17 protein-coding genes are annotated in these 21,880 nt (G+C 56.7%); 9 read left to right on the top strand and 8 right to left on the bottom strand.

Translation table 11 applies throughout. The features are described from left to right. Nucleotides 1–69 precede the first annotated feature (69 nt). Nucleotides 70–609 (bottom strand): AAA family ATPase, encoded by a 540-nt coding sequence (locus NQ230_RS10860; protein WP_257261155.1) that lies wholly within the window; start codon nt 607–609, stop codon nt 70–72. Between the two features lie 345 nt (nt 610–954). Here NQ230_RS10860 and NQ230_RS10855 point away from each other — a divergent pair, with 345 nt between their 5' ends. Beyond that, entirely contained in the window at nt 955–2,490 is a 1,536-nt protein-coding gene (locus NQ230_RS10855; RefSeq protein ID WP_257261154.1) for a methyl-accepting chemotaxis protein, read from the top strand. Here the strand turns inward: NQ230_RS10855 and NQ230_RS10850 are convergent. Then, nucleotides 2,487–2,885 carry a (R)-mandelonitrile lyase gene (locus NQ230_RS10850; protein WP_032656857.1) on the bottom strand — a complete coding sequence of 133 codons (399 nt, stop codon included), beginning with the start codon at nt 2,883–2,885 and terminating at the stop codon, nt 2,487–2,489. The two genes, NQ230_RS10855 and NQ230_RS10850, sit on opposite strands and share 4 nt — an antisense overlap. A 112-nt stretch (nt 2,886–2,997) precedes the next feature. On the opposite strand from NQ230_RS10850, the gene NQ230_RS10845 reads away from it, so the two are divergent. Both NQ230_RS10845 and ansP read left to right on the top strand, forming a co-directional pair. Then, on the top strand, nt 2,998–3,894 hold the full coding sequence (locus tag NQ230_RS10845) for a LysR family transcriptional regulator (protein ID WP_257261151.1): 897 nt from the start codon (nt 2,998–3,000) through the stop codon (nt 3,892–3,894). Between the two features lie 322 nt (nt 3,895–4,216). Beyond that, complete coding sequence (gene ansP, locus NQ230_RS10840) at nt 4,217–5,713, top strand: L-asparagine permease (RefSeq protein WP_047651051.1); 1,497 nt, start codon at nt 4,217–4,219, stop codon at nt 5,711–5,713. Between the two features lie 51 nt (nt 5,714–5,764). On the opposite strand, the gene yncE is transcribed toward ansP, so the two are convergent. Next, nucleotides 5,765–6,826 (bottom strand): 7-bladed beta-propeller protein YncE, encoded by a 1,062-nt coding sequence (gene yncE, locus NQ230_RS10835; protein ID WP_257261147.1) that lies wholly within the window; start codon nt 6,824–6,826, stop codon nt 5,765–5,767. Between the two features lie 242 nt (nt 6,827–7,068). On the opposite strand from yncE, the gene pqqU reads away from it, so the two are divergent. Continuing rightward, entirely contained in the window at nt 7,069–9,183 is a 2,115-nt protein-coding gene (gene pqqU / locus NQ230_RS10830; protein WP_257261146.1) for a TonB-dependent receptor PqqU, read from the top strand. 119 nt (nt 9,184–9,302) lie between these two features. Here pqqU and NQ230_RS10825 read toward each other — a convergent pair whose 3' ends face one another. The 3 genes from NQ230_RS10825 to NQ230_RS10815 form a co-directional block, all read right to left on the bottom strand. Then, the gene (locus tag NQ230_RS10825) at nt 9,303–9,971 is read right to left on the bottom strand and encodes a GntR family transcriptional regulator (protein WP_121423864.1); all 669 of its coding nucleotides are present in this window, start codon (nt 9,969–9,971) and stop codon (nt 9,303–9,305) included. 255 nt (nt 9,972–10,226) lie between these two features. Next, nucleotides 10,227–11,267, bottom strand: coding sequence for an NADPH-dependent curcumin/dihydrocurcumin reductase (gene curA, locus NQ230_RS10820; RefSeq protein ID WP_257261145.1), 1,041 nt, complete (start codon nt 11,265–11,267; stop codon nt 10,227–10,229). A gap of 65 nt (nt 11,268–11,332) precedes the next feature. After that, nucleotides 11,333–11,908, bottom strand: a complete 576-nt coding sequence (locus tag NQ230_RS10815; protein WP_023311983.1) for a helix-turn-helix domain-containing protein — start codon at nt 11,906–11,908, stop codon at nt 11,333–11,335. A gap of 148 nt (nt 11,909–12,056) precedes the next feature. Between NQ230_RS10815 and NQ230_RS10810 the strand changes: the two genes are divergently transcribed. Next, nucleotides 12,057–12,575 (top strand): GNAT family N-acetyltransferase, encoded by a 519-nt coding sequence (locus NQ230_RS10810; RefSeq protein ID WP_213820921.1) that lies wholly within the window; start codon nt 12,057–12,059, stop codon nt 12,573–12,575. Further along, nucleotides 12,572–13,021 (top strand): DMT family transporter, encoded by a 450-nt coding sequence (locus NQ230_RS10805; protein ID WP_257261142.1) that lies wholly within the window; start codon nt 12,572–12,574, stop codon nt 13,019–13,021. Before NQ230_RS10810 ends, NQ230_RS10805 begins: the two co-directional genes overlap by 4 nt. Nucleotides 13,022–13,024: 3 nt before the next feature. Here NQ230_RS10805 and NQ230_RS10800 read toward each other — a convergent pair whose 3' ends face one another. Together NQ230_RS10800 and NQ230_RS10795 are read right to left on the bottom strand one after the other, a co-directional pair. Continuing rightward, nucleotides 13,025–13,258, bottom strand: a complete 234-nt coding sequence (locus NQ230_RS10800; protein ID WP_182400666.1) for a YdcY family protein — start codon at nt 13,256–13,258, stop codon at nt 13,025–13,027. Nucleotides 13,259–13,408: 150 nt separating this feature from the next. Beyond that, a complete protein-coding gene (locus tag NQ230_RS10795; protein ID WP_193940594.1) occupies nt 13,409–15,007 on the bottom strand; it encodes an ABC transporter substrate-binding protein in 1,599 nt (532 codons plus the stop codon). A gap of 283 nt (nt 15,008–15,290) precedes the next feature. On the opposite strand from NQ230_RS10795, the gene NQ230_RS10790 reads away from it, so the two are divergent. Genes NQ230_RS10790 through NQ230_RS10780 form a run of 3 tightly spaced genes read left to right on the top strand, consistent with a single transcriptional unit; the run spans nt 15,291 to nt 21,797 of the window. Beyond that, nucleotides 15,291–16,637 carry an SrfA family protein gene (locus NQ230_RS10790; RefSeq protein ID WP_257261138.1) on the top strand — a complete coding sequence of 449 codons (1,347 nt, stop codon included), beginning with the start codon at nt 15,291–15,293 and terminating at the stop codon, nt 16,635–16,637. Between the two features lie 4 nt (nt 16,638–16,641). After that, nucleotides 16,642–19,623, top strand: a complete 2,982-nt coding sequence (locus tag NQ230_RS10785; protein ID WP_257261137.1) for a virulence factor SrfB — start codon at nt 16,642–16,644, stop codon at nt 19,621–19,623. Further along, the gene (locus NQ230_RS10780; RefSeq protein ID WP_257261136.1) at nt 19,620–21,797 is read left to right on the top strand and encodes a virulence factor SrfC family protein; all 2,178 of its coding nucleotides are present in this window, start codon (nt 19,620–19,622) and stop codon (nt 21,795–21,797) included. The genes NQ230_RS10785 and NQ230_RS10780 overlap by 4 nt, the downstream gene beginning before the upstream one ends. Nucleotides 21,798–21,880 lie beyond the last annotated feature (83 nt).

Here is a 21,880-nt window from a genome sequence, read left to right as displayed (position 1 = left end):
GCGCATTTCACCACTGAGAAACAATTAATTTACATTTAGTTTGCCGGAAATCAGATATATAAAACCATGCTAAGAGTAAGACTTTAAGGCGGCAATCAGCGTTTCCGCCTGCCCGCGGCGGGTAATACGGACAAAACGAATATGCCCGTATTGCGGGTTTTGCAGATCGGCTTCATAACGCGTGCGGTTGTTACGCCAGGTTTTCATCGTCCAGATGAGAATCGACTCTTTACTAAAGAACGCGCGCCGGAAACTCTCTTTGTTCCCGGTTTCGGGCCAAAGCTCGTGTTTATGCCAGGCCCGTTTGATTGCCCTGTTGACGGCCTGCCAGAGGGTGCGGGTAAAGCCATAATCGACCCACACCACTACGTCGACATTACGCCATTTCACGGGCCGCGTGCGGTTATAGTTGCCGTCAAGCACCCAGTCTGGCGACGCCTGTAGCGCCTGCTCCAGCTTTTCCTGAAACACATCGTCCGGCGTTCCCTGCCAGTCGGGCCGCCAGTAGAGTCCGTCCATCTCGATATAGGGAATAGCCAGTTCGGTCGCAATCTGCTTCGCCAGCGTGCTTTTTCCGCTCCCGCTGGTTCCGATGACGTTAATTTTCACCTCAGCCTCACTGTGTTAACGAAAATTGACCAAATGATAGCGTTTTCATCCTGTTAACGAAACGCTATTTCAGCCGGGCAATTTTATCGGAGTGGCGATCTCCCCCTTTTAATTTGGCTTATGTCGTTTATTTGCAGCGCCCACCAAAAACACCTCTGAAAATATTTTCATTTTTATTACATTCGCTAGCGTTAACAGATTAAAAATAATGAACAACGGGTATTTCAGGCAGTCAGAATTTCAGAGAGAATAAGCAACGGACAGTTATAAAAAAATAATCACATTCATCTTTCTGGAGCATTTTCCGGAGTTTTTTTATTCTTGCACATCATCATGGAGTTACTCATGAGGCGTAACACTCCCGTTACACAAAACGAGTATTTGCTTAACGATGGTTCGACGTTAATGTCGACCACCGATACAAAAAGTCATATTACCTATGCTAATTCCGCTTTTATTGAAGCCAGCGGATATAAAGAAGAACATCTTCTGGGTGAGCCGCATAATCTCATCCGCCATCCCGATATGCCTGCCGAAGCCTTTGGCGACATGTGGTATACCCTGCAGCAAGGTGAGACCTGGACGGGGCTGGTGAAGAACCGTCGCCATAATGGCGATCATTACTGGGTGCGGGCTAACGTGACGCCGGTCTGGCAGGGTGGATCCCTGACGGGCTATATTTCCGTGCGAAATATACCCGCGCGGGAAGAGATCGCGGCCAGTGAAAAACTATACGCAAAAGTGCGTAATAACGAATTAAGACATTATCGCTTTTATAAAGGCTTACTGGTTCGGCGCGGTTTATTTTCCTTTATGTCGCTTTTTAAATGTCTCAGCACCAGTAAACGCATCCATCTGGGTATTGCGACGACGGCGTTACTCTCCTTCCTGGCGATGTATTTATTCCCTGATAAACTTGTGCAGTCGGGAAGTCTGGCGCTGCTGTTTATTGCCCTGGCCTATTATCTTCATGCGCAGATCGCCCGCCCGGTAAAATCCATTGTGCAGCAGATGCAGCGCGTGGTTTCAGGACGTAAAACGGACTATTACCATTTTGACAGGATCGACGATATCGGGCTGATGATGCGTCTGGTCAATCAATCTGGTTTGAACCTGAATTCGCTGGTTGACGATGTCGGGGCGCAAATCAGCGGGATTGGCACCATCAGCCAGCAGGTCGCGAAAGAAGGCGCGGCGCTGCAGACGCGTTCAGAGGAGACCGCAGACTTTCTGCAGCAAACCGCGTCGGCGGTGGAAGAGATCGCCAGCGCGGTGAAGCAGACGGCAGAAACCGCGAAAGAAGCCACGGAGATGGCGGATCGCACCCGCGACAGCGCCCACTGCGGCGAAGCGATGATGAAAGAGACCATCGGTATGATGCAATCCGTGTCGCAGGATAACAGCCAGATCGTCGATATTATCAGCGTTATCGATCGTATCGCCTTCCAGACCAATATTCTTGCGCTGAATGCTGCCGTGGAAGCGGCGCGCGCAGGTGAAGCCGGGCGCGGCTTTGCCGTGGTGGCGGCTGAGGTGCGCAATCTTGCGCAGCACTCCGCGACGGCGGCGAAAGAGATCAAAGCGCTGATTGAGAAAAACGTTGCCAGCGTCAACGCTGGCGTGGAAAAAGTGGAACAGACCGAAACGCAGCTGACGGTTATGATCGACAACGTGCTACGGGTCTCCTCCCTGATTAAGGAGATCGGCCACGCCACGCAGGAGCAAACCCAGGCGCTGACGCTCATCAACGCATCCATCTCCCGTATCGGTGCAATGACCCACAACAATACGGGGATGGTGGATAACGTCGCTCACGCCGCGAATCACCTGACGCAGCGCACGACGCGCCTGCAGCAGGCGATTGCCGTTTTTGGCGGTTAGCCGTTCGGGTACTGCTCGTCGGTGACTTTTTCCAGCCAGGCTACCGGGCTGCCGTTAACGGATTCGGCGATGGCAATATGCGTCATCGCCGTTTGCGCACTTGCGCCGTGCCAGTGCTTTACGCCGGGTGGGATCCAGGCAATATCCCCCTGATTCAATACTTCCGCCGCTTTGCCCCACTCCTGTAACCAGCCGCGCCCCTGCGTCACAATCAGCGTTTGCCCAAGGGGATGCGTATGCCACGCGGTGCGCGCGCCCGGCTCAAAGGTCACGGTTGCCCCGCCGACGCTGGCAGGTTCGCTCGCCTGAAATGGCGCGTCAATGCGGACGGTGCCGGTGAACCAGGCTTCCGGTCCCTTTGCTGAAGGTAATGACCCGCTGCGGATAATTTTCATCTTTTGCTCCTCGTTTACTGTTGCGTTAACAGTAGCGCAAAGCACTCCGGAGCATTAGCGTGCATAATCAGATAGGAAATATGATTGAAATTCATAAATAGAGGCAATCACGATGCTAAAAGATAATTTCAACGACCTGCTCTCTTTTATGGTAGTCGCCCGCGAGCGCAGCTTTACACGCGCAGCGGCGCAACTGGGCGTCTCGCAATCGGCGCTGAGTCATGCCATGCGCAAGCTTGAAGCGCGGCTCGACGTTCGTCTTTTAACCCGCACAACCCGCAGCGTTGTTCCCACCCAGGCAGGTGAGCAGCTCTTTGCGCGCCTAAGCCCGCATTTGCTGGAGATTGAGCAGGAGCTCACGGCGCTTCGTAGCGCGGGCAACAAACCCGCAGGTTCTATTCGCATCGTCGCTGGCGAGCATGCGATGGACGTCGTGCTCTGGCCGGTACTGAAGGCGTTTATGGTGCAGTATCCTGAGATTAACGTCGAAGTGACGGTAGATAACGGCTTGACGGATATCGTGGATGGCCGTTTCGACGCGGGAGTTCGCCTGGGTGAACAGGTGGCAAAAGATATGATTGCGGTACGGATCGCGCCGGATATGTGCATGGCCGTGGTCGGTTCCGCGAATTATCTGGCACGCTTTGGCGTTCCGCAGACGCCGGAGCAGCTCGCTGACCACCGCTGTATCAATATGCGCCTGCCCACGCGCGGGGGCTTGTATCACTGGGAATTTGAACGCGACGGGCGCGAGCTTCGCGTGCGGGTTGAGGGGCAGCTTACGCTGAGCAACCTGTCGCAGCGCATCGACGCCGCTGAGAATGGACTCGGACTCGCCTACGTACCGGAGGCGTCGGTTCTGGAGGCGCTGAGTGACGGACGGCTGGTCAGGGTCCTTGAATCGTGGTGCCCTACTTTCGAGGGGTATCACCTTTATTATCCGAGCCGTCGCCAGCACACTACCGCTTTCAGGTTACTGCTAGATGCTCTGCAGCAATCAAAATCTTGACCACCTGGTAATAATTAAGAAAATCTGATGATTAAATAATCAACCCGCCAACTGTTTTGTCTAAAAACTCACCACGATTCAGCGTGTTGTGATCGCCGTCTGCTCTGACCACACGATTTCCTTCGACGTGCATCACTTTCGGCACGGTTATATTTTGCGTCGCTTATGAATTGCAGGTAGGATGCCTCGCCATGTTTCGCCTTATCCATACGCAGAATGACTGGGAAGGCGACATGTGTTTGCGCAGAAGCAATCGTTTGTATTGCGCTCTGCCAGGCAGGACTATCACGATAATGGTTCAGACAGGCAAACAGGTAACTCAATGAAAACAAGCAATAAAAGCGCAGCCGATCATCATGCTGCTAAACGTCGCTGGTTGAACTCCCACGAAGAGGGCTACCACAAAGCGATGGGCAACCGTCAGGTTCAAATGATCGCCATCGGCGGCGCTATCGGAACGGGTCTGTTTTTAGGTGCGGGTGCGCGTCTGCAAATGGCTGGCCCGGCTCTCGCCCTGGTCTATCTGGTGTGCGGGATCTTCTCTTTCTTCATTCTACGCGCGCTGGGCGAACTGGTACTGCATCGCCCTTCCAGCGGAAGCTTCGTCTCTTACGCCCGTGAATTCCTCGGTGAAAAAGCGGCCTACGTTGCGGGCTGGATGTACTTCGTCAACTGGGCGATGACCGGTATCGTCGACATCACCGCCGTTGCGCTGTACATGCACTACTGGGGCGCGTTTGGCGATGTGCCGCAGTGGGTCTTTGCGCTCGGCGCGCTGGCGATTGTCGGCACCATGAACATGATCGGCGTGAAGTGGTTCGCGGAGATGGAGTTCTGGTTTGCGCTGGTTAAAGTGCTGGCCATTGTGATTTTCCTGGTCGTGGGTACCGTCTTCCTCGGCAGCGGCAAGCCGCTGGACGGCAATGCCACCGGCTTCCACCTGATAACCGATAACGGCGGTTTCTTCCCGCACGGTCTGCTGCCTGCGCTGGTGCTGGTTCAGGGCGTGGTGTTCGCCTTCGCCTCCATCGAACTGGTGGGCACCGCAGCAGGTGAATGTAAAGATCCGCAGACGATGGTGCCAAAAGCCATCAACAGCGTGATCTGGCGTATCGGTCTGTTCTACGTCGGTTCCGTGGTGCTGCTGGTTCTGCTGCTGCCATGGACTGCCTATCAGGCGGGTCAGAGTCCATTTGTGACCTTCTTCTCTAAGCTGGGCGTACCTTACGTTGGCAGCATCATGAACATCGTGGTTCTGACGGCAGCGCTCTCCAGCCTGAACTCCGGCCTTTACTCTACCGGTCGTATCCTGCGCTCAATGTCGATGGGCGGTTCCGCTCCGAAGTTCATGTCGAAGATGAGCAAGCAGCAGGTTCCCTATGCGGGGATTCTGGCAACGCTGGTGGTTTACGTCTTTGGCGTGTTCCTGAACTATCTGGTGCCGTCCCGCGTCTTTGAGATCGTTCTGAACGTGGCTGCACTGGGGATTATCGCCTCCTGGGCCTTTATTGTGGTCTGCCAGATGCGTCTGCGCAAAGCGATCAAAGAAGGCAAAGCGGCTGATGTGAGCTTCAAAATGCCGGGCGCACCGGTGACCTCCTGGCTCACCCTGCTGTTCCTGTTCAGCGTGCTAGTGCTGATGGCGTTCGACTACCCGAACGGTACCTACACCATCGCGACCATTCCGCTGCTGGCGGTACTGCTGATTGCTGGCTGGTTCGGCGTGCGTAAGCGCGTTCACGAGATCCACAGCACCGCGCCGGTTCATCACGATGATGAAAAACACGACGCGCCGCTGGTAGAAGAAACCTCGCGTTAAGCATCCGGAAAGCATTAAAAAGGGAAGGCAAATGCCTTCCCTTTTTTTATCTTACAGCGCGATACGAATGACGTCGTCAGGCTGAGTGGCTTCCTGCTGGCGAGTCGACTTCTGTTTCACCGTCACATACAGCGTTTTACCATCGGCAGAGAGTGCCAGGCTGTTCGGGTAAACCGGCGTATCGAACGTTTTGGTCACCTTGTAGGTTTTCGCGTCAATCACGCTCACCTTACCGGCTTCACGGTGCGTCACATAGGCTTCATTGCGGACCGGGTTAAACAGGACGGCCAGGGACTCCGGCGCGGCGATTTTCTCGATCACGCTGCCGTCTTTCAGGCTCACCACCAGCACTTCCGGCTGTTTTGAATCGGTCAGGAAGGCACGCTGACCGGCAGTGTCGAGGCTCAGGTTCAGATAGAAGTGCTCTTTACCGTCATCCTGTACTTTTTTACGGCTCAGGATTTTGTTCGTGGCCGTATCAATGGTTACCAGCTCGCCGTCCGCATTCGTGGTATAGAGGCGTTTCGCCTGCGCATCCAGCGCCAGGCCTGTGCTGTAGGTCCCGGTATTGGCAATGGTCTCTTTCAGCTTCAGCGTTGCGCCATCCACTACCCAAATCACGCTCTCTTTGCCAACACCGGTGATGTAAATCGTGTTGCTCGCGTCATCCGCCACCAGCTGGCGCGGCTGCAGCGGTTTGACGGTTTCACTGCGCTGGCGATTATCGAGCACAAGACGCCCTTTCACGTCGCCCGTTTTCGCATCGATGGCCGTCACCGCGCCGTTGATGGTATTGCCAAACCACAGGGTTTGCGTCGCGCCGTCGAGAGTGGCACCAAAGGGTTTGAGATCGCTATGAATCGCCTGCGTCACGTCCAGCGTGACCGGATCAAGGCGATAGATAACCCCGCCCTTATCGGTTTTGCGGCTTTGTGACGTCGCCACCCACAGCGCATTTTCCTGCTGGCTGACGGCCATTTCATACGCCCCTTTGCCCACCGCTTTACGCAGCACCTCTTCGGCGGCATGCACCTGGAACGTCCCGGCAAGCAGTAAAGTGGCAGACAGCAGTGACAGGCTCAGACGCGGCGAGCACAGATGACGTAAAGACATAACAATTCCTTTTCTGAAAAGAGGGGTTTCCGCTGACATTACTTCCGGCAGGCAACGTCATGGCATTGCCTTTTGATAATGAGAATAGTAATCATTAATGAGAGGAATGTGGAGTTTTTCTTTCGCGTCTCGCCTTTCATTAACGCAATGTGCGGTTATAGTTTTCAAAACATTTACAAAACCTTTAACATGTATGGACATGTTCCATTTGGTTCGTTTATACACCACAACCGGTTTTATTCATGAAAATCATTTCTGCCCGTAAGGCTTCTCTCCCGCTGCTGCTGGTTCCCGTTACTTTCGCGCCGCTAACCGCAATGAGCGCGGAGGAACAGACCATGATCGTCAGCGCCACGCCGCAAACCGTATCGGAGCTGGATACCCCGGCCGCGGTCAGCGTCGTCAACGGCGATGACATGCGCCACGCCGCGCCTCGCATCAACCTGTCTGAATCCCTCGGCAGCGTCCCGGGACTGCAAATTCAGAACCGCCAGAACTATGCTCAGGATCTCCAGCTTTCAATGCGTGGATTCGGCGCACGCTCAACGTTTGGCGTGCGCGGTATCCGTATGTACGTCGACGGTATCCCTGCCACCATGCCGGACGGTCAGGGCCAGACCTCCAATATCGATCTCTCCAGCGTGGAGAGCGTTGAAGTGCTGCGCGGCCCCTTCTCTGCCCTGTACGGCAACGCCTCTGGCGGGGTGATTAACATCAACACCCAGACCGGGCAGCAGCCGCCGACCATTGAAGCCAGCAGCTATTACGGCAGCTACGGTACCTGGCGCTACGGCATGAAGGCCACCGGTGCGATGGGTGACGGCACCCACGCGGGCGATGTGGATTACACCGTTTCCACCACCCGCTTCACCACCAAAGGCTACCGTGACCACAGCGGCGCGCGGAAGAACCTGGCCAACGCCAAATTGGGTGTGCGGATTGATGACGTCAGCAAGCTGACGCTGATTTTCAACAGCGTGGACATGAAGGCCAACGATCCGGGCGGGCTGAGCTATCAGGAGTGGCAGAATAATCCGCGTCAGTCTCCGCGCGGCGATCAGTACAACACCCGCAAGACCATCAAGCAGACCCAGGCCGGTCTGCGCTACGATCGCCAGCTCAGCGCGCAGGACGACCTCAGCGTGATGATGTACGCCGGTGAGCGTGAAATGACGCAGTACCAGTCGATTCCCTATCAGCCGCAGCTAAAAGCCTCCCACTCCGGCGGGGTGATTGATATGCAGCGTCATTATCAGGGCATCGATACCCGCTGGACACACCGCGGCGAGCTGCTGGTGCCGGTGACGTTTACTACCGGCCTGAACTACGAAAACCTGAGCGAAGATCGTCGCGGATACGAGAACTTCGTGATGAACAACGGCGTGCCGGACTATGGCGTGAAGGGTGACAAGCGTCGAAACGAACGTAACCTGATGTGGAACGTCGATCCTTACCTGCAAAGCAGCTGGCAGCTGACGCAAAAACTGTCGGTGGATGCGGGGGTGCGCTACAGCTCGGTCTGGTTTGATTCCAACGACCATTACGTTACGCCGGGCAACGGCGATGACAGCGGTGACGCGAGCTACCACAAGTGGCTCCCGGCGGGCTCCGTGAAGTACGCGGTAACGGACGCATGGAACCTTTACGCTGCCGCAGGGCGTGGATTCGAGACGCCAACCATCAACGAACTCTCCTACCGCGCCGATAACCAGGGCGGTCTGAACATTGGCCTGAAGCCGTCCACCAACAACACGTACGAAGTGGGCAGCAAAACCCGCATTGGCAATGGCCTGGTGACCGCCGCCCTGTTCCGCACCGATACGGATGATGAGATCGTGGTGGATGCCAGCTCTGGCGGACGTACCAGCTATAAAAATGCCGGTAAAACCCGTCGTCAGGGTGTGGAAGTTTCCCTCGACCAGCAGTTTGCTGAGAACTGGAAGCTGAAGCTGGCGTGGACCTACCTGGACGCGACCTACCGCACCAACGTCTGCAGCGACGCAGACTGTAACGGTAATCGTATGCCGGGCATCGCCCGCAACATGGGCTACGCTTCGTTTGGCTGGCAGCCGGAGGAAGGCTGGTACGCAGGCTCTGACGTCCGCTATATGAGCGATATCATGGCCGACGACGAGAACACGGCGAAAGCGCCATCGTATACGGTGGTCGGGCTGAACACCGGGTATAAATTCAACTACGGCAACTGGGGCATGGACGTCTTTGGCCGCGTCGATAACCTGTTCGATAAAGAGTACGCGGGATCGGTTATTGTCAACGAGTCCAACGGGCGTTATTACGAACCAGCACCAGGCCGTAACTACGGGGTCGGGCTGTCGGTCTCTTATCGATTCGAGTAAAAAATAAGTAAAGTTTATTTTATAAAGAAAATAACGCTCCTGATGGCAATATGCCATCAGGAGTTATTCACCAGATAAATAATTAATCGCGGTATATAGTCGCTCTGTTAAATAATCTCTCAGTTAAAGTATTGTCGCTGTAAAAGCGTATTCGCTTCATCAATCAACTTTTCTATCGCCTTCTGGCTGGCGTGGGCATCCCGGCGTTCCAGGGCTGAAAGCAGCTCGTCATAGTGATACGTCGCTTCTTTAATGTCATTAAGCTCCTGGTGCAGATAGTTAATGCACGGCCCGATGCGCACCCAGAGCTGTTCAATTAAGGCATTAAGCGTCGGCATTTCCGCATACTGATAAAGCGTAAAGCGGAAGACGCGATTTGCATGAAGCGCCTGCTGAACGTTTCCGTTGCGCATGGCCTCATGGAATGCTTCTGACATTTTGCGCAACGTCTCCAGCTTTTGTTCAGACATATTCTGGCAGGCTGCGGCAACCGCCATCGGCTCAAGCTGTTTTCTGATGGCGTTAATCTCGTTATAACGCTCCAGCGTCACCTCCGGAACCAGAAATGCCTGCGCGGGCGTGGCGTGTAACGCCCCTGATGACACCAGACGCAAAAGCGCCTCGCGAACCGGGGTAATACTGGTTCCTAATTTATCGGCAATCTCTTTCGTAATCAGTCGTGCCCCAGGTTTGAGGGAGCCCGTAATTAACGCGCCTTTCAAACTGAGTTCAACTTGCATGGTAAGACTGATCCTTTGGGCTTTTTCTAAGTGATCCAAATCAAGCATGTTCAATTCCTGTAGCTAAAACTTAATGCTATTTTTAAACGCCAGTTTTAATAAAACGACGCTGGTCCGATATATCCTGTATCGTCATGCCTGGTGGTGGGAAGTACGTAAAAACATCAAAAAAAGCAAAGTTTGTTTTTTTATTGGTTTCGGGCCCATCCGGGATGCGGGCGCGAAATGCCATGTCCATTAATTAAAGACAATATATCGTATCTTCACAAATAAATATGGCGGGAAACCCCGCCATATTGCTGTTTATTTATTGTCACTCGCGACGCGAATCACGACTTTGCCGAAGTTACGCCCTTCAAGCAGGCCAATCAGCGCCTCGGGCGCGTTCTCCAGCCCGTCCGTGACCTGTTCACGATAGTGAATTTTGCCTTCCTGCACCCAGCGTCCCATCGCTTCCTGGAACTCTTTAATGCGGTGCCCGTAGTCCTGACCGATGATAAAGCCCTGCATACGAATGCGTTTCTTCAGGATGGTTGCCATCAGGAGCGGCAGACGATCCGGCCCCTCGGGCAGGCCCGTCGCATTGTAGCCGCTCACCAGGCCGCACACCGGCACGCGCGCGGAGGTATTCAGTAATGGCAGCACGGCGTCAAACACTTTCCCGCCGACGTTTTCATAATAGACATCAATCCCGTTCGGACAGGCGCGCTTCAGCTGTTCGGCAAAATCGGCCGCGTGATGATCCAGACACAGGTCAAACCCGAGAACCTCAACGGCATGGCGGCATTTTTCAGCACCACCGGCGACGCCGACCACCCGGCAACCTTTGATTTTGCCGATCTGCCCGACGGTCGCGCCAACCGGGCCTGTCGCCGCGGCGACCACCAGCGTTTCACCCGCTTTTGGCTGCCCGATATCCAGCAACCCCATATAGGCGGTAAAGCCCGGCATGCCCAGAATACCCAGCGCCCAGGAAGGGTGTGACGGATTTTCGCCCAGCTTCACCAGGCCGCTGCCGTCTGAGAGTTCATACTCCTGCCAGCCGCTGTAGCCCAGCACCCACTCCCCGGCTTTGAAGTCGGGATGATTTGACTGTTCAACGCGGCTAACCGTTCCCCCCACCATCACCGCGCCCAGCTCAACCGGCGGTGAATAGGATGGCGCATCGCTCATGCGGCCCCGCATGTAAGGGTCCAGCGACAGCCAGACGGTGCGCAGCAAAAGCTGCCCCTCAACGGGTGCGGGAACAGGCTGCGTTTCGAGACGAAAATTTTCCGCGACCGGCGCACCCTGTGGACGAGAGGCCAGTACCCAGCGGCGATTTTGCGAAACAGGTTGATTCATCGGGATCTCCTTCTGGTACACATGTCATTACAGCCTGGCTCACGATCGGCGTTATCGCATTAGCATTACGAGGCAGACTGGTTAAGCCTTACAACCAGATAGATACAGGTTTCATTCGTTTCGTTGATGAACCGGCAGTCATTTGGCGGCCCCAGCTCGAGACAGTCTCCGGCGTGCATTTCGTGGCGCGTGTCGCCCTCCTGAAACACCAGCTCACCGGACTGGAGCCAGATAAGCTGACGTGCCAGCGCGTAAGAAGACGCAGGCATAGGAACATCGCTGCCCGCAGGCAGTTCAACCTGCACAAGGTCGATGGGCAGATCGGTACGGGGAGAAACATGGCGGCGGAGGTAGTGCGTCTGCGGGTCTCGCCAGACGGGCTGGTTTGCAAGGCGCAGCAGCTTGCCCTCCTGCATTTCGGCCCGGGCAATGAGCGTGGACATGCTGATGCCAAATGCGCCAGACAGGCGGGCAAGCAAGGTGGCCGTCGGGCTGCTGTCTCCGCGTTCTATCTTGTGGATCATCGCGCGCGAGACCCCTGCCCGGTCAGCAAGCTCGCTCAGGGACCATCCGCGAGACTCGCGTTCAAGGCGAATTCTTGCGCTAATCCGTTGATTCATCGTGTCTGTTATGGTGTTCATGACGTCATACTATAGTGTATGAACGGCATTTCAATGGGCTTTTGATAACAAAAAAATATGGCTTATGCCGTAGCGTTCGGGCAATGCCATTGTGTAATATCGTAGGAATAACGTAATACTATAGTGAACAACACACAGAGGGTTAATCATGATCGTTCGTCATGCCTGCAAAGAAGACTGCGCCGCGATAGGAGAAATCTACAACCACGCGGTGCTGCATACTGCCGCCATCTGGAACGATAAAACCGTCGATACCGATAACCGAATCGCGTGGTTTGAGGCGCGCACGCTCGCGGGTTACCCGGTTCTGGTGAGTGAGGAAGACGGCGTTATCACCGGTTACGCCTCTTTCGGCGACTGGCGCGCCTTCGATGGTTTCCGCCATACGGTTGAGCATTCTGTCTACGTCCACCCGGCTCATCAGGGCAAAGGCATTGGCCGCACGCTGATGAACGCGCTGATTAACGAGGCCCGCACCATTGGTAAACACGTGATGGTGGCCGGTATTGAAGCACAAAACCATGCCTCGATTCATCTCCATGAAACGCTCGGTTTTGTGACAACGGGGCAGATGCCGCAGGTGGGGACCAAGTTTGGCCGCTGGCTGGACTTAACATTTATGCAGCTTCAGCTGGACGAGCGCAGCGATCCGGACGCCATCCCATGAATCAGTCACTGACGCTGGCGTTTCTGGTGGCGGCGGGGATCGGCCTGGTGGTGCAAAACACCTTAATGGTGCGCATCACCCAGTCCTCCTCCACCATTCTTATCGCGATGCTGCTGAACTCCCTGGTCGGCATTGTGCTGTTTGTCAGCATTCTGCTGCTGAAACAGGGCTTCGCCGGGTTTAGCGAACTGGCCGCAACGGTACGCTGGTGGACGCTTATTCCGGGGCTGCTGGGGTCATTTTTCGTTTTTGCCAGCATTAGCGGGTATCAGAACGTTGGCGCGGCGACGACTATCGCCGTGCTGGTGGCAAGCCAGCTGATTGGCGGGCTGGTGATGGACGTGCTGAAAAGCAATGGCGTTCCGCTGCGCGCCCTGATAGGCCCGGCGTGCGGCGCGGTGATGCTGGTCGTCGGGGCCTGGCTGGTGGCGCGACGCCAGTTTTGATCGTTACAGTATGGTGCCGCCTTTGGTCAGCTGTTCCTCACGCGCGTCCATCTCTTCCTTATGCTGCTTACCGTGATGTGAAATCGCGGTACGCAGTCGCTGCTGCTGGGTGTAGCGATCTTCACGGCTAAGCTCTGCGTCATCGCTTAATTCAATCAGCAGTTCATTCATGTGGGTAATCACGCTCTCTTCGATGGCGGCATCCACACGGGCGGTAACGTCGTTTAAATGTGACATTGTCACTCCTTGTTAATTGCCGGGTGGCGGCTACGCCTTACCCGGCCTACGGGGTCCAAATGTAGGCCGGGTAAGGCGTAGCCGCCACCCGGCCTACGGGGTCCAAATGTAGGCCGGGTAAGGCGTAGCCGCCACCCGGCGATAAAACGCTTAGTTCAGTTTCGCTTTGGAGAAATCGCTGCCCATCAGGCTCACGCTATAGCCGGTCACGTTGCTGCGGGTTGCATAGAACGTTTTCCCGTTTGCCAGTGCGATCCACGGTGCCTGCTGATAGAAAATCTCCTGCGCCTGGCCGTAGAGTTTCGCACGCTCGGCCGGGCTGCTGGTCAGCTTCGCTTTTTGCACCAGAGCATCATAACCTTTATCGCACCAGCGCGCGGCGTTGGAGCCTGTTTTAATGCTGTTGCAGCCCAGCAGCACGTCGGCAAAGTTGTCCGGATCGCCGTTATCGGACATCCAGCCAAACAGCGCGGAGTCATGTTCGCCTTTGCGCATTCCGGAGAGGTATTCGCCCCACTCGTAGGAGACGATTTTAGCCTTCACGCCAACTTTGGCCCAGTCGCTCTGGATCATCTCCGCGATACGGCGTGAGTTAGGGTTGTACGGACGCTGAACCGGCATTGACCACAGCGTGACTTCCGCGCCCTTCTCCAGCCCGGCCTGCTTCAGCAGCGCTTTCGCTTTTTCAGGATCGTAGCTGTAGTCCTTCAGGTCTTTATTAAAGCCCAGCATGTTTGGCGGGATCGGCGATTTTGCCACCGTACCGGAACCCATAAAGACCGCATTGACGATAGCCTTCTTGTCGGTCGCGTAGTTAAGCGCCTGACGCACCAGCACGTTATCAAACGGTTTTTTCTCGGTGTTAAACGCCAGATAGCCGACGTTCAGCGCATCGACCGAGTGCAGCGTCAGGTCTTTGTTGTTCTTGATCGCGTCAAACTGAACCGGGGACGGCGCAGGAATGATCTGGCACTCGTTGGTCTGCAGCTTCGCCAGGCGAGTTTCCACGTTTGGCGTAATGGAGAAGATGAGATGCTTCGTCGGCACGTTGCCTTCCCAGTAGTTCGGGTTCGCGACGTAGCGGATCAGCGAATCCACCTTGTACTGCTGCAGCGCATAAGGCCCGGTACCAATCGGCCAGGTGTCTACGTTTTCAGGCGTGCCTTTTTTCAGCATCGCGTCGGCGTATTCAGCGGAGAGAATGGAGGCGAAATCCATCCCCCAGTCGGCCAGAAACGCGGCGTTGGGTTCGCTGAGGGTGAACTGGACGTGGTAATCATCGACCTTTTTCACGTCCTGAATCAGCTTATCGAGCCCGACATCGTTAAAGTATTCGTAGTTGCCCTGCGACACATTATGGTACGGGTGTTTAGGGTCTTTCTGACGCATGACCGAGAAAATAACGTCATCGGCGTTAAAGTCGCGCGTCGGTTTGAAGTATTTATTGCTGTTGAACTTCACCCCTTTGCGCAGGGCAAAGGTATAGGTCTTGCCGTCCGGTGAAATCGTCCAGGACTCTGCCAGCGACGGGACCGGGGTGTTTTTCACCGGGTCGAAATTGATCAGGCGGTTGTACAGCACCTGAGAGCTGGCCACAAATGACGGGCCAGAGCTGGCGATTTGCGGGTTGAACGACTCGGGGGACGCTTCAGAACAGTAAATAAGCGTGTCGTTATTTGCCGCCCATGCGGCACCGGCTGGTAGAAGAGCGCTCAGCGCAAGGGCGAGCAGTGTTTTCCCTGTAGACATGGTTATAACCCTGACAGTTTTATTATATAAGACAGTAATAACAGCACAGGCGGTATGACCTGGCAAATAACGAAACACTATCAGGTTATTCTAAAGCCGCGTTTTTTGCTGTTTTAACCGCCAGCGCCCTAAACCGTGATTTGCCTTAAGGGCCATTATTCGTCAAGCACAACCGTCACTTTCTATGCCGCAAGAAATCGGCCCTTTTAGCGTCTCTTCCCCCGTTTGGTTGCTTCCTCGTTTCGTTAAAGTAACGGTGTGAAGAAGTATATGGGATCAAATCGTGGCAAAAACTCTTTTACGCAGCGGTAACCTGGATGACTTTCAGGCCGTTGGCGGCGGCGGACAAGCCGTTTTTGAATCAGCGTTACAAATCCGGGAAGCGCTCCGGTTGCGCAAACAACAGGCCATCGTCGACTGTCTGGCTATTCCTCAGGTCAACGACAGCGGTGACCGCGTGGACTGGTATTCCCCTGTTGAAGGGAGCGTAACCAGTTGGAAAGCGGCCGATGAAGATGACCGCTATCGCGCCCTGCGCTATCTGGAAAACACGCTGGCCAGCATCGAGTCGTTAAGCAAGAAATGCCTCCAGTCCCCCAAAACCGCGCAGCAGCTTTTTGGTTCTCTGCTGTCGAAGGCGTTTCAGTTCCCGGGTGAAAACTTCCTCTTCCTGGTAGACGGAAAGCCGGTCATCAGCTTCTGGGGGTTTGTAAACCTGAACGAGAATGCGCGCGACGATGTCCTCGACTGCCTGCGTGAATCGCTGGTCCCTGAGCCTGCCCCCGTTGTCATTGAAGATCCTGAACCAGAACCCGAGCCAGAACCGCTGGTGGCCTTTGAACACGCCGACGAGCCGCTGATCGCCCCTTCCACGGTGGTGCGCATTACGCCGGAAGACCTGTATGAGCCTGAGCCAGCCCCGGCCGTTGCGCAACCCGTTCAGGAACCGGCTGTGCCGATCGTCGCGAAAAAGCGCCGCGTTCCCCTGTGGACGCTGCCGGTTGCCGCCGTAATCGTTGCCGCCATTGCCGCACCGCTGCTGTGGCCAAAACAGTCCCCTTCCGCTGAGCCCGCCCCGGCGCCTGCACCTCAGCCCGTCGAGATTGCGCCTAACCCGATCAAAGCGGTTGAGCCGCTGGCAATGAAATTACCGCTGCATCAGGCTGAAGTCGTGGCGAGCAAAGAAAAAGAACCGGCTCCCGTTCCTGCGCCACAGCCCGCTCCGGTGGTGATTGTCGCCATCCCGAAAGATGCCATGGTAATGGAAGCGAATCAGGTGAAAGCGGGATCGACGCGTTTCCTGAACGGCACCTGGCGTGCGGTTCTCGACGTGAAAGATCCGGTCACCGGCAAGCCGCCGTCAATGCGCTATCAGATCCAGAACAATAAAGGTTTCGCCCGGGTTGTCCATGGCGATAACGTTGTCTGCCGCGCGGAGGTCTTCTCCGGGCTGCACAGCAACGGCGAGCTGATGATTAAAAGTCGCGGTACTGCCCGCTGCACCGACGGCTCCCGCTACCCGATGCCGGAGGTTGCCTGTAAAGCAGGCGCCAGCGATATCGCAGAATGTCGCGCTCGTTATGATGCCAATACCGTCGTCCCACTGACGTTCAAGAAAGCAGGTGCCTGATCCTATGCTGGTTAATCTTTGCGACTATAAACAAAGCGTCACGCTTATTGCCAACAGCGGCGTGCAGTTCCTTGATTTCGGTCTGACGCCGCAGGACACCGCCAGCAACGGGCGCTTCGTACGTAAAACCGCGAACGGGCCGCTGTTGCGACTCGATTTCGACCTGGTCAACGGACGTTATACCGTGCCGGGAACGAACGGCGGGCAGCCTGAAGTGGTCAAACCGGAAACCACCATCCCGCTGCATCAGTCTCTGACGGTGCTGGACGGCGTCTGGCTTCCGGTTCCGTTCCTGCGCTTCAACCCACCGCGAACCTTTGTTGAGGGGCCGGATAACTGGGCACGCGTTCAGGTGCGCAGGCTGGATACACCCGATACGGCAGGCAATACGCACCGCGTGACCCTCGCCCTCGACAGCCAGATTGCTGAACACGCCACGTCAGCCCTGTCCCCGGTTGAAAACGATATTCTGAACGGGACCCGTTTCGCGCTGGCCTGGCGAGACAATGAGGTTGAAAGTTTCCTCGACCAGACCTGGATTGACGGCTGGCTGCGCGAGGCATTTACCCAGTATGCCGACGGCGTTGAAAACCGCTCAGAACGCGATCTCCAGCAGGCGATGCGCGGTTTTGAATACCAGGCCCACTGGCTCAACCTGATGACCATGCTCGGTGAACAGCTCACCGTGCCGGAAGTGAAATTTGTAACCCATACGCTCAGCACCCCTGCCATTCCGGTCGACCTGATCCTCGACGTAGGCAATACCCACACCTGCGGCGTCATTATTGAAGACCACGGCGACGCCAACGATGGGCTGCGCCAGACCGCCGAGCTGCAGGTACGCTCGTTAAGCGAGCCGCAATTCCTGAACGAGCCGCTGTTCACCAGCCGTCTCGAGTTTTCGGAAGCGCGTTTTGGCAAGCAGCACTTCTCGGTTGAAAGCGGTCGCGAAGACGCCTTCGTCTGGCCGTCGATTGTTCGCGTCGGCGATGAAGCCCGCAAGCTGGCGATGCAGCGTCTGGGAACGGAAGGCAATAGCGGCATCTCCAGCCCGCGCCGCTACCTGTGGGATGAAACGCCGGTCGTGCAGGACTGGCGCTTTAGCCAGATGAACAGCAAAACCCAGCGTGAACCGCTTGCCACCGCGTTTCCGCTGATGAACCTGATGAACGATGACGGAGAGCCGCTCTTCACGCTGCCGCAGGACGAGCGGCTGCCGGTCTTCTCGCCGCAGTACAGCCGCAGCACCCTGATGACGCACATGCTGTGCGAGCTGCTGGCGCAGGCGCTGGGGCAGATCAACAGCGTCGCCACGCGCCTGCGTCTGGGCTTCCCGGCGTCGCCGCGCCAGCTGCGCACCCTGATCCTGACCCTGCCCTCGGCCATGCCAAAGCAGGAGCGCGAGATTTTCCGTCGCCGCATGTTCGAAGCCATCGCCATCGTCTGGAAAGCGATGGGATGGCACCCGCAGGATGAGGATTTTGTCACCCGCAAGCAGCAGGATAAAAGCGTGGTGCCGGTGCCTGAAATCCAGATGGAGTGGGATGAAGCCAGCTGTGGTCAACTGGTCTGGCTGTATAACGAAGCGATCTCCCGCTTTGGCGGTCAGACCGAAGCCTTCTTCGCCTCCCTGGCCCGCCCGGACCGTGAGCCAGAGCCGGGTAGCCAGCCGGGCCGCGCGCTGCGCGTCGCGTCTATCGACATCGGCGGCGGCACAACGGATATGGCGATCACCCATTATCAGCTGGATGACGGTTTCGGCAATAACGTCAAGATCACCCCGCAGCTGCTGTTCCGTGAAGGCTTTAAGGTCGCGGGTGACGATACGCTTCTGGACGTGATTCAGCGCTACGTGTTACCTGCCCTGCAAACGCAGCTGCAGAAATCCGGTATCGCGGACGCCTCGCTGCTGATGGCGTCACTATTCGGCGACTCCGGGCGCATCGATACCCAGGCGGTACTCCGTCAGCAGACGGCGCTTCAGCTCTTTATGCCGATTGGCCACGCCATTCTTGCCGCGTGGGAATCGAGCGACGTTGACGATCCGCTGGCCGGTCTGCATGCCACCTTTGGCGATCTCCTGCCGCAGAAGCCGACCCGTAACGTAATGAATTACCTGCAGCAGGCGATCGATCATGCCCTGCCGGCGGGTTCAGACGCGTTTGACCTGTTCGCGGTGCCGCTTCACGTGAACTTCCGCGAAATGCAGGATGCGATGCTGGCCGGGCAGTTTACGCTGGCCTCACCGCTCCACGCGGTGTGTGAGGCGATATCCCATTACAGCTGCGATATTCTGCTGATCACCGGACGCCCCGGCTGCCTGCCTGGCGTTCAGGCGCTCATTCGTCATCTGCAGCCGGTGCCGGTCAATCGCATCGTCTGGCTGGATAAATACCAGGTGCACGAGTGGTATCCGTTCAGCCAGCAGGGGCGCATTGGCAACCCGAAATCGACGGCCGCGGTGGGAGCCATGCTCTGCAGCCTGGCGCTCGACCTACGTCTGCCGCGCTTCAATTTTAAAGCCGCGGACATTGGCGCGTATTCAACCGTGCGGTATCTCGGCGTGCTGGATAACACCGTCAATACCCTGCGCGAGGAAAACGTCTGGTATCAGGATATCGATCTTGATAAACCCGGCGCGAAGCTCGACGCACGTCTGCACTTCCCGCTGCGCGGTAACGTCACCCTCGGCTTCCGCCAGCTGGCGAACGCACGCTGGCCCGCCACGCCGCTCTACACGCTCAGCATTAACTCGGCCGAACTGGCGAAAGCCATTGCCGGTGACGGCGTGCTGAACGTGCGGCTTAAACTCTGCGGCGGCGGCAAGCAGGAAGGCCCGGAGGCCTTCGAGCTGAGCGATGCCTGGCTGCAGGACGGCACGCCGGTTGCGCCTGACGCATTAACCTTCAAACTGAATACCTTGGCCGATCGCCGACACAGCGGTAGCCACTACTGGATCGACAGCGGGAGCGTATACCTGAAATGACAGCGACGACGACCACCACTCAGGCCTTAATCGGGTGGATTAATGAGACGCGCCTGAACGCCCCTGTGCTGGATAACGATGCTGACGCCCTGCTTGCTCGCATCAACGCGGCGCAGGCGCGGGAGCAGGCCATTGAACGCGCCATGACCCGCCAGAGCAGCATTGGGGTGTACGGTCATTCGCAGAGCGCGAAAGCACACCTTCTGTTGTCTCTGTGCGGCAGCGGTAATGGACGCCTGAACGTGACGCCGGGCCAGCGCACCTTTGACTATTTTTCGCATATCAATCCGGGGCATGCCCTGACCAACATGGCCGTCCGCTTCACCCGGGAAAACCCGGAGCTGGCCGATGAGGCGTTCCCGCTGCGTCTGCGTCTGGTCACCGAGGCCGAGCTGGTACAGCTGTTTATTGCCCGCACGACCCTGCATCCGCAGATGCGCGCGGTGGATAAGGCGGTCATTGAGACACGTCTCGATAAATGGCGCGGGCTGCGCCAGCCGCAGGGCGTGCCCGGCATCACGGGTCAGGAAGTGGGTGCGATTGCCCGCTTCTGGCAAAGCACCGTACCCGCCGCGAAACAGCAAATTGACGATGCCCTGTGGCATGAATTTGCCCAGCTGGTGCCCTCGCTCGATCTCAGCACGCGGGCCAGCGTCTGGTCGCTGCTGTGGGGCGAGCAGCAGGAGTTGACCCAGCAGTGGTTAAAACTGGCCCATGTGCTGCACCAGACCAGCCATGCCGGTGAGCTTGCTGCCCCGCTTAGCCTGCTGGTGGACAGCTTTGGGCTGCCGGGTGAAGGGTTCCTGACGCACGACGGCACGTTAGACCTTCAGGACGCGCAGGAGACGCTGCTTCATCCGCTAAATAGCGGTGAAATGCTTAACGCCATCAGTATCCCCGTCGATGTTCTGGCCTTCCTGACCCGCGAGCTGGTGCTGCCGGTTGAGAGCGGCGCGCTGGATAACGTCGATATTATTGATATTCCAGTTTTTGAAGATAACCGTGCCGACCCGCTACGCCAGGCGAAGTCCCAGTGGCTGCTCGAGCATTACCGTCAGCAGCTTCAGCCTGATGTGCTGGTGATTTGTAATGCGACGGCGCAGCACGAACAGACGGCCAAAAAAGCAAAAGTGTTGATGAACTGGGTGAAGGAGACGCAGCCTGCTGAAGAGTCTGCCCTTCCGGGTCTGGTGTGGGCAATTACCCCTCACGACGCTCGCTTTACCACCCGGCAGAATCTCGATGAAGCCGTACAGCATCTGCTCGGGAAACCGGGTTTACGCTGGGGCACGCTGCAGGCGCTGGACAGCCACAGCATGCAGCGCGTCATCGAGTGGCTCTCTCAGGCCACGCTGCCCGCGCAGCGACACAAGCGTCTCAGCACGCTGAAAGGCCTGCTGCGACAGGAGCTCTCATCGCTGATGCAAAGCTATCTTGCGCCGCTGGTTGAGGAACCGGGGACAAGACGTGTTCAGGCCGAAAACATGGTGCGCACGTTGCAAAACAGCGCCGCCCGCCACGGCGAACTGCTTGAAGGCCTGCTGCCGCCGCTGAAAGCCTTTGAAACACTGCTCGCCGTTCAGCAGCCTCGCGAGGAGCAGGTGAACGGGCTGTTTACGGACACCATTGACCTGTTTGCCGAGAATGCGCAGGAAAGCAACGGCCTGTTCCAGACAAAAGACAAAGCGCGGCTGGCGCATAGAGTCTGGATAAATCATCTGCGCCAGTGGAGCCGCAATGAGGCCGCGGCCGCCCGTCTTGGGCTGGAACCTGCGGTGTTACAGCAAATCGCGGATGTCCTGGTGGTCACCAGCTACCGGCTTGAACTGCCTCAACAGCTTCAGCGTATCGTCGAAGCGGATAAAAGCAGCGCTGCACAGCTGCATGCCGTGATGGGCAATTTCATTGGCTGGCTGGGTTACGACCAGACGCCCGTGGCGGGACGTCCGGCAAGCCGCATCCGCAAGGGCCAGGCAATCTTCGTTACGCCGGTGGTCAGCAGCGCCGAGCCCCGCTTGACGCGCCTGGGGGAACAGCCTGTGCATGCGGCCACCGCGTACGTTTACGACTGGCTGGTCGCCCTCTATAGCCGCGCGATAGAGAACATTGATTACCAGCACCCGCATGATGTTCAGCATGACGCTCGTCAGGCCTTGCACGCATTATTACGCTAAACGCTGATTAACAATGTAGCCGCATTTCTTGCCGGGTGGCGCTGCGCTTACCCGGCCTACATTTCGCAACGATGATAAATTGC

The organism is Enterobacter asburiae (assembly GCF_024599655.1).
GTDB lineage: Bacteria > Pseudomonadota > Gammaproteobacteria > Enterobacterales > Enterobacteriaceae > Enterobacter > Enterobacter asburiae_D.
The sequence above is the reverse complement of the archived record's forward strand: the minus strand, read 5'-3'. Positions and strand labels throughout refer to the sequence as shown.

Coding starts and splice junctions, on each gene's coding strand:
- NQ230_RS10855 (WP_257261154.1), top strand. CDS start 955: ATGAGGCGTAACACTCCCGTTACACAAAACGAGTATTTGCTTAACGAT.
- NQ230_RS10850 (WP_032656857.1), bottom strand. CDS start 2,885: ATGAAAATTATCCGCAGCGGGTCATTACCTTCAGCAAAGGGACCGGAA.
- NQ230_RS10845 (WP_257261151.1), top strand. CDS start 2,998: ATGCTAAAAGATAATTTCAACGACCTGCTCTCTTTTATGGTAGTCGCC.
- ansP (WP_047651051.1), top strand. CDS start 4,217: ATGAAAACAAGCAATAAAAGCGCAGCCGATCATCATGCTGCTAAACGT.
- yncE (WP_257261147.1), bottom strand. CDS start 6,826: ATGTCTTTACGTCATCTGTGCTCGCCGCGTCTGAGCCTGTCACTGCTG.
- pqqU (WP_257261146.1), top strand. CDS start 7,069: ATGAAAATCATTTCTGCCCGTAAGGCTTCTCTCCCGCTGCTGCTGGTT.
- NQ230_RS10825 (WP_121423864.1), bottom strand. CDS start 9,971: ATGCTTGATTTGGATCACTTAGAAAAAGCCCAAAGGATCAGTCTTACC.
- curA (WP_257261145.1), bottom strand. CDS start 11,267: ATGAATCAACCTGTTTCGCAAAATCGCCGCTGGGTACTGGCCTCTCGT.
- NQ230_RS10815 (WP_023311983.1), bottom strand. CDS start 11,908: ATGAACACCATAACAGACACGATGAATCAACGGATTAGCGCAAGAATT.
- NQ230_RS10810 (WP_213820921.1), top strand. CDS start 12,057: ATGATCGTTCGTCATGCCTGCAAAGAAGACTGCGCCGCGATAGGAGAA.
- NQ230_RS10805 (WP_257261142.1), top strand. CDS start 12,572: ATGAATCAGTCACTGACGCTGGCGTTTCTGGTGGCGGCGGGGATCGGC.
- NQ230_RS10800 (WP_182400666.1), bottom strand. CDS start 13,258: ATGTCACATTTAAACGACGTTACCGCCCGTGTGGATGCCGCCATCGAA.
- NQ230_RS10795 (WP_193940594.1), bottom strand. CDS start 15,007: ATGTCTACAGGGAAAACACTGCTCGCCCTTGCGCTGAGCGCTCTTCTA.
- NQ230_RS10785 (WP_257261137.1), top strand. CDS start 16,642: ATGCTGGTTAATCTTTGCGACTATAAACAAAGCGTCACGCTTATTGCC.
- NQ230_RS10780 (WP_257261136.1), top strand. CDS start 19,620: ATGACAGCGACGACGACCACCACTCAGGCCTTAATCGGGTGGATTAAT.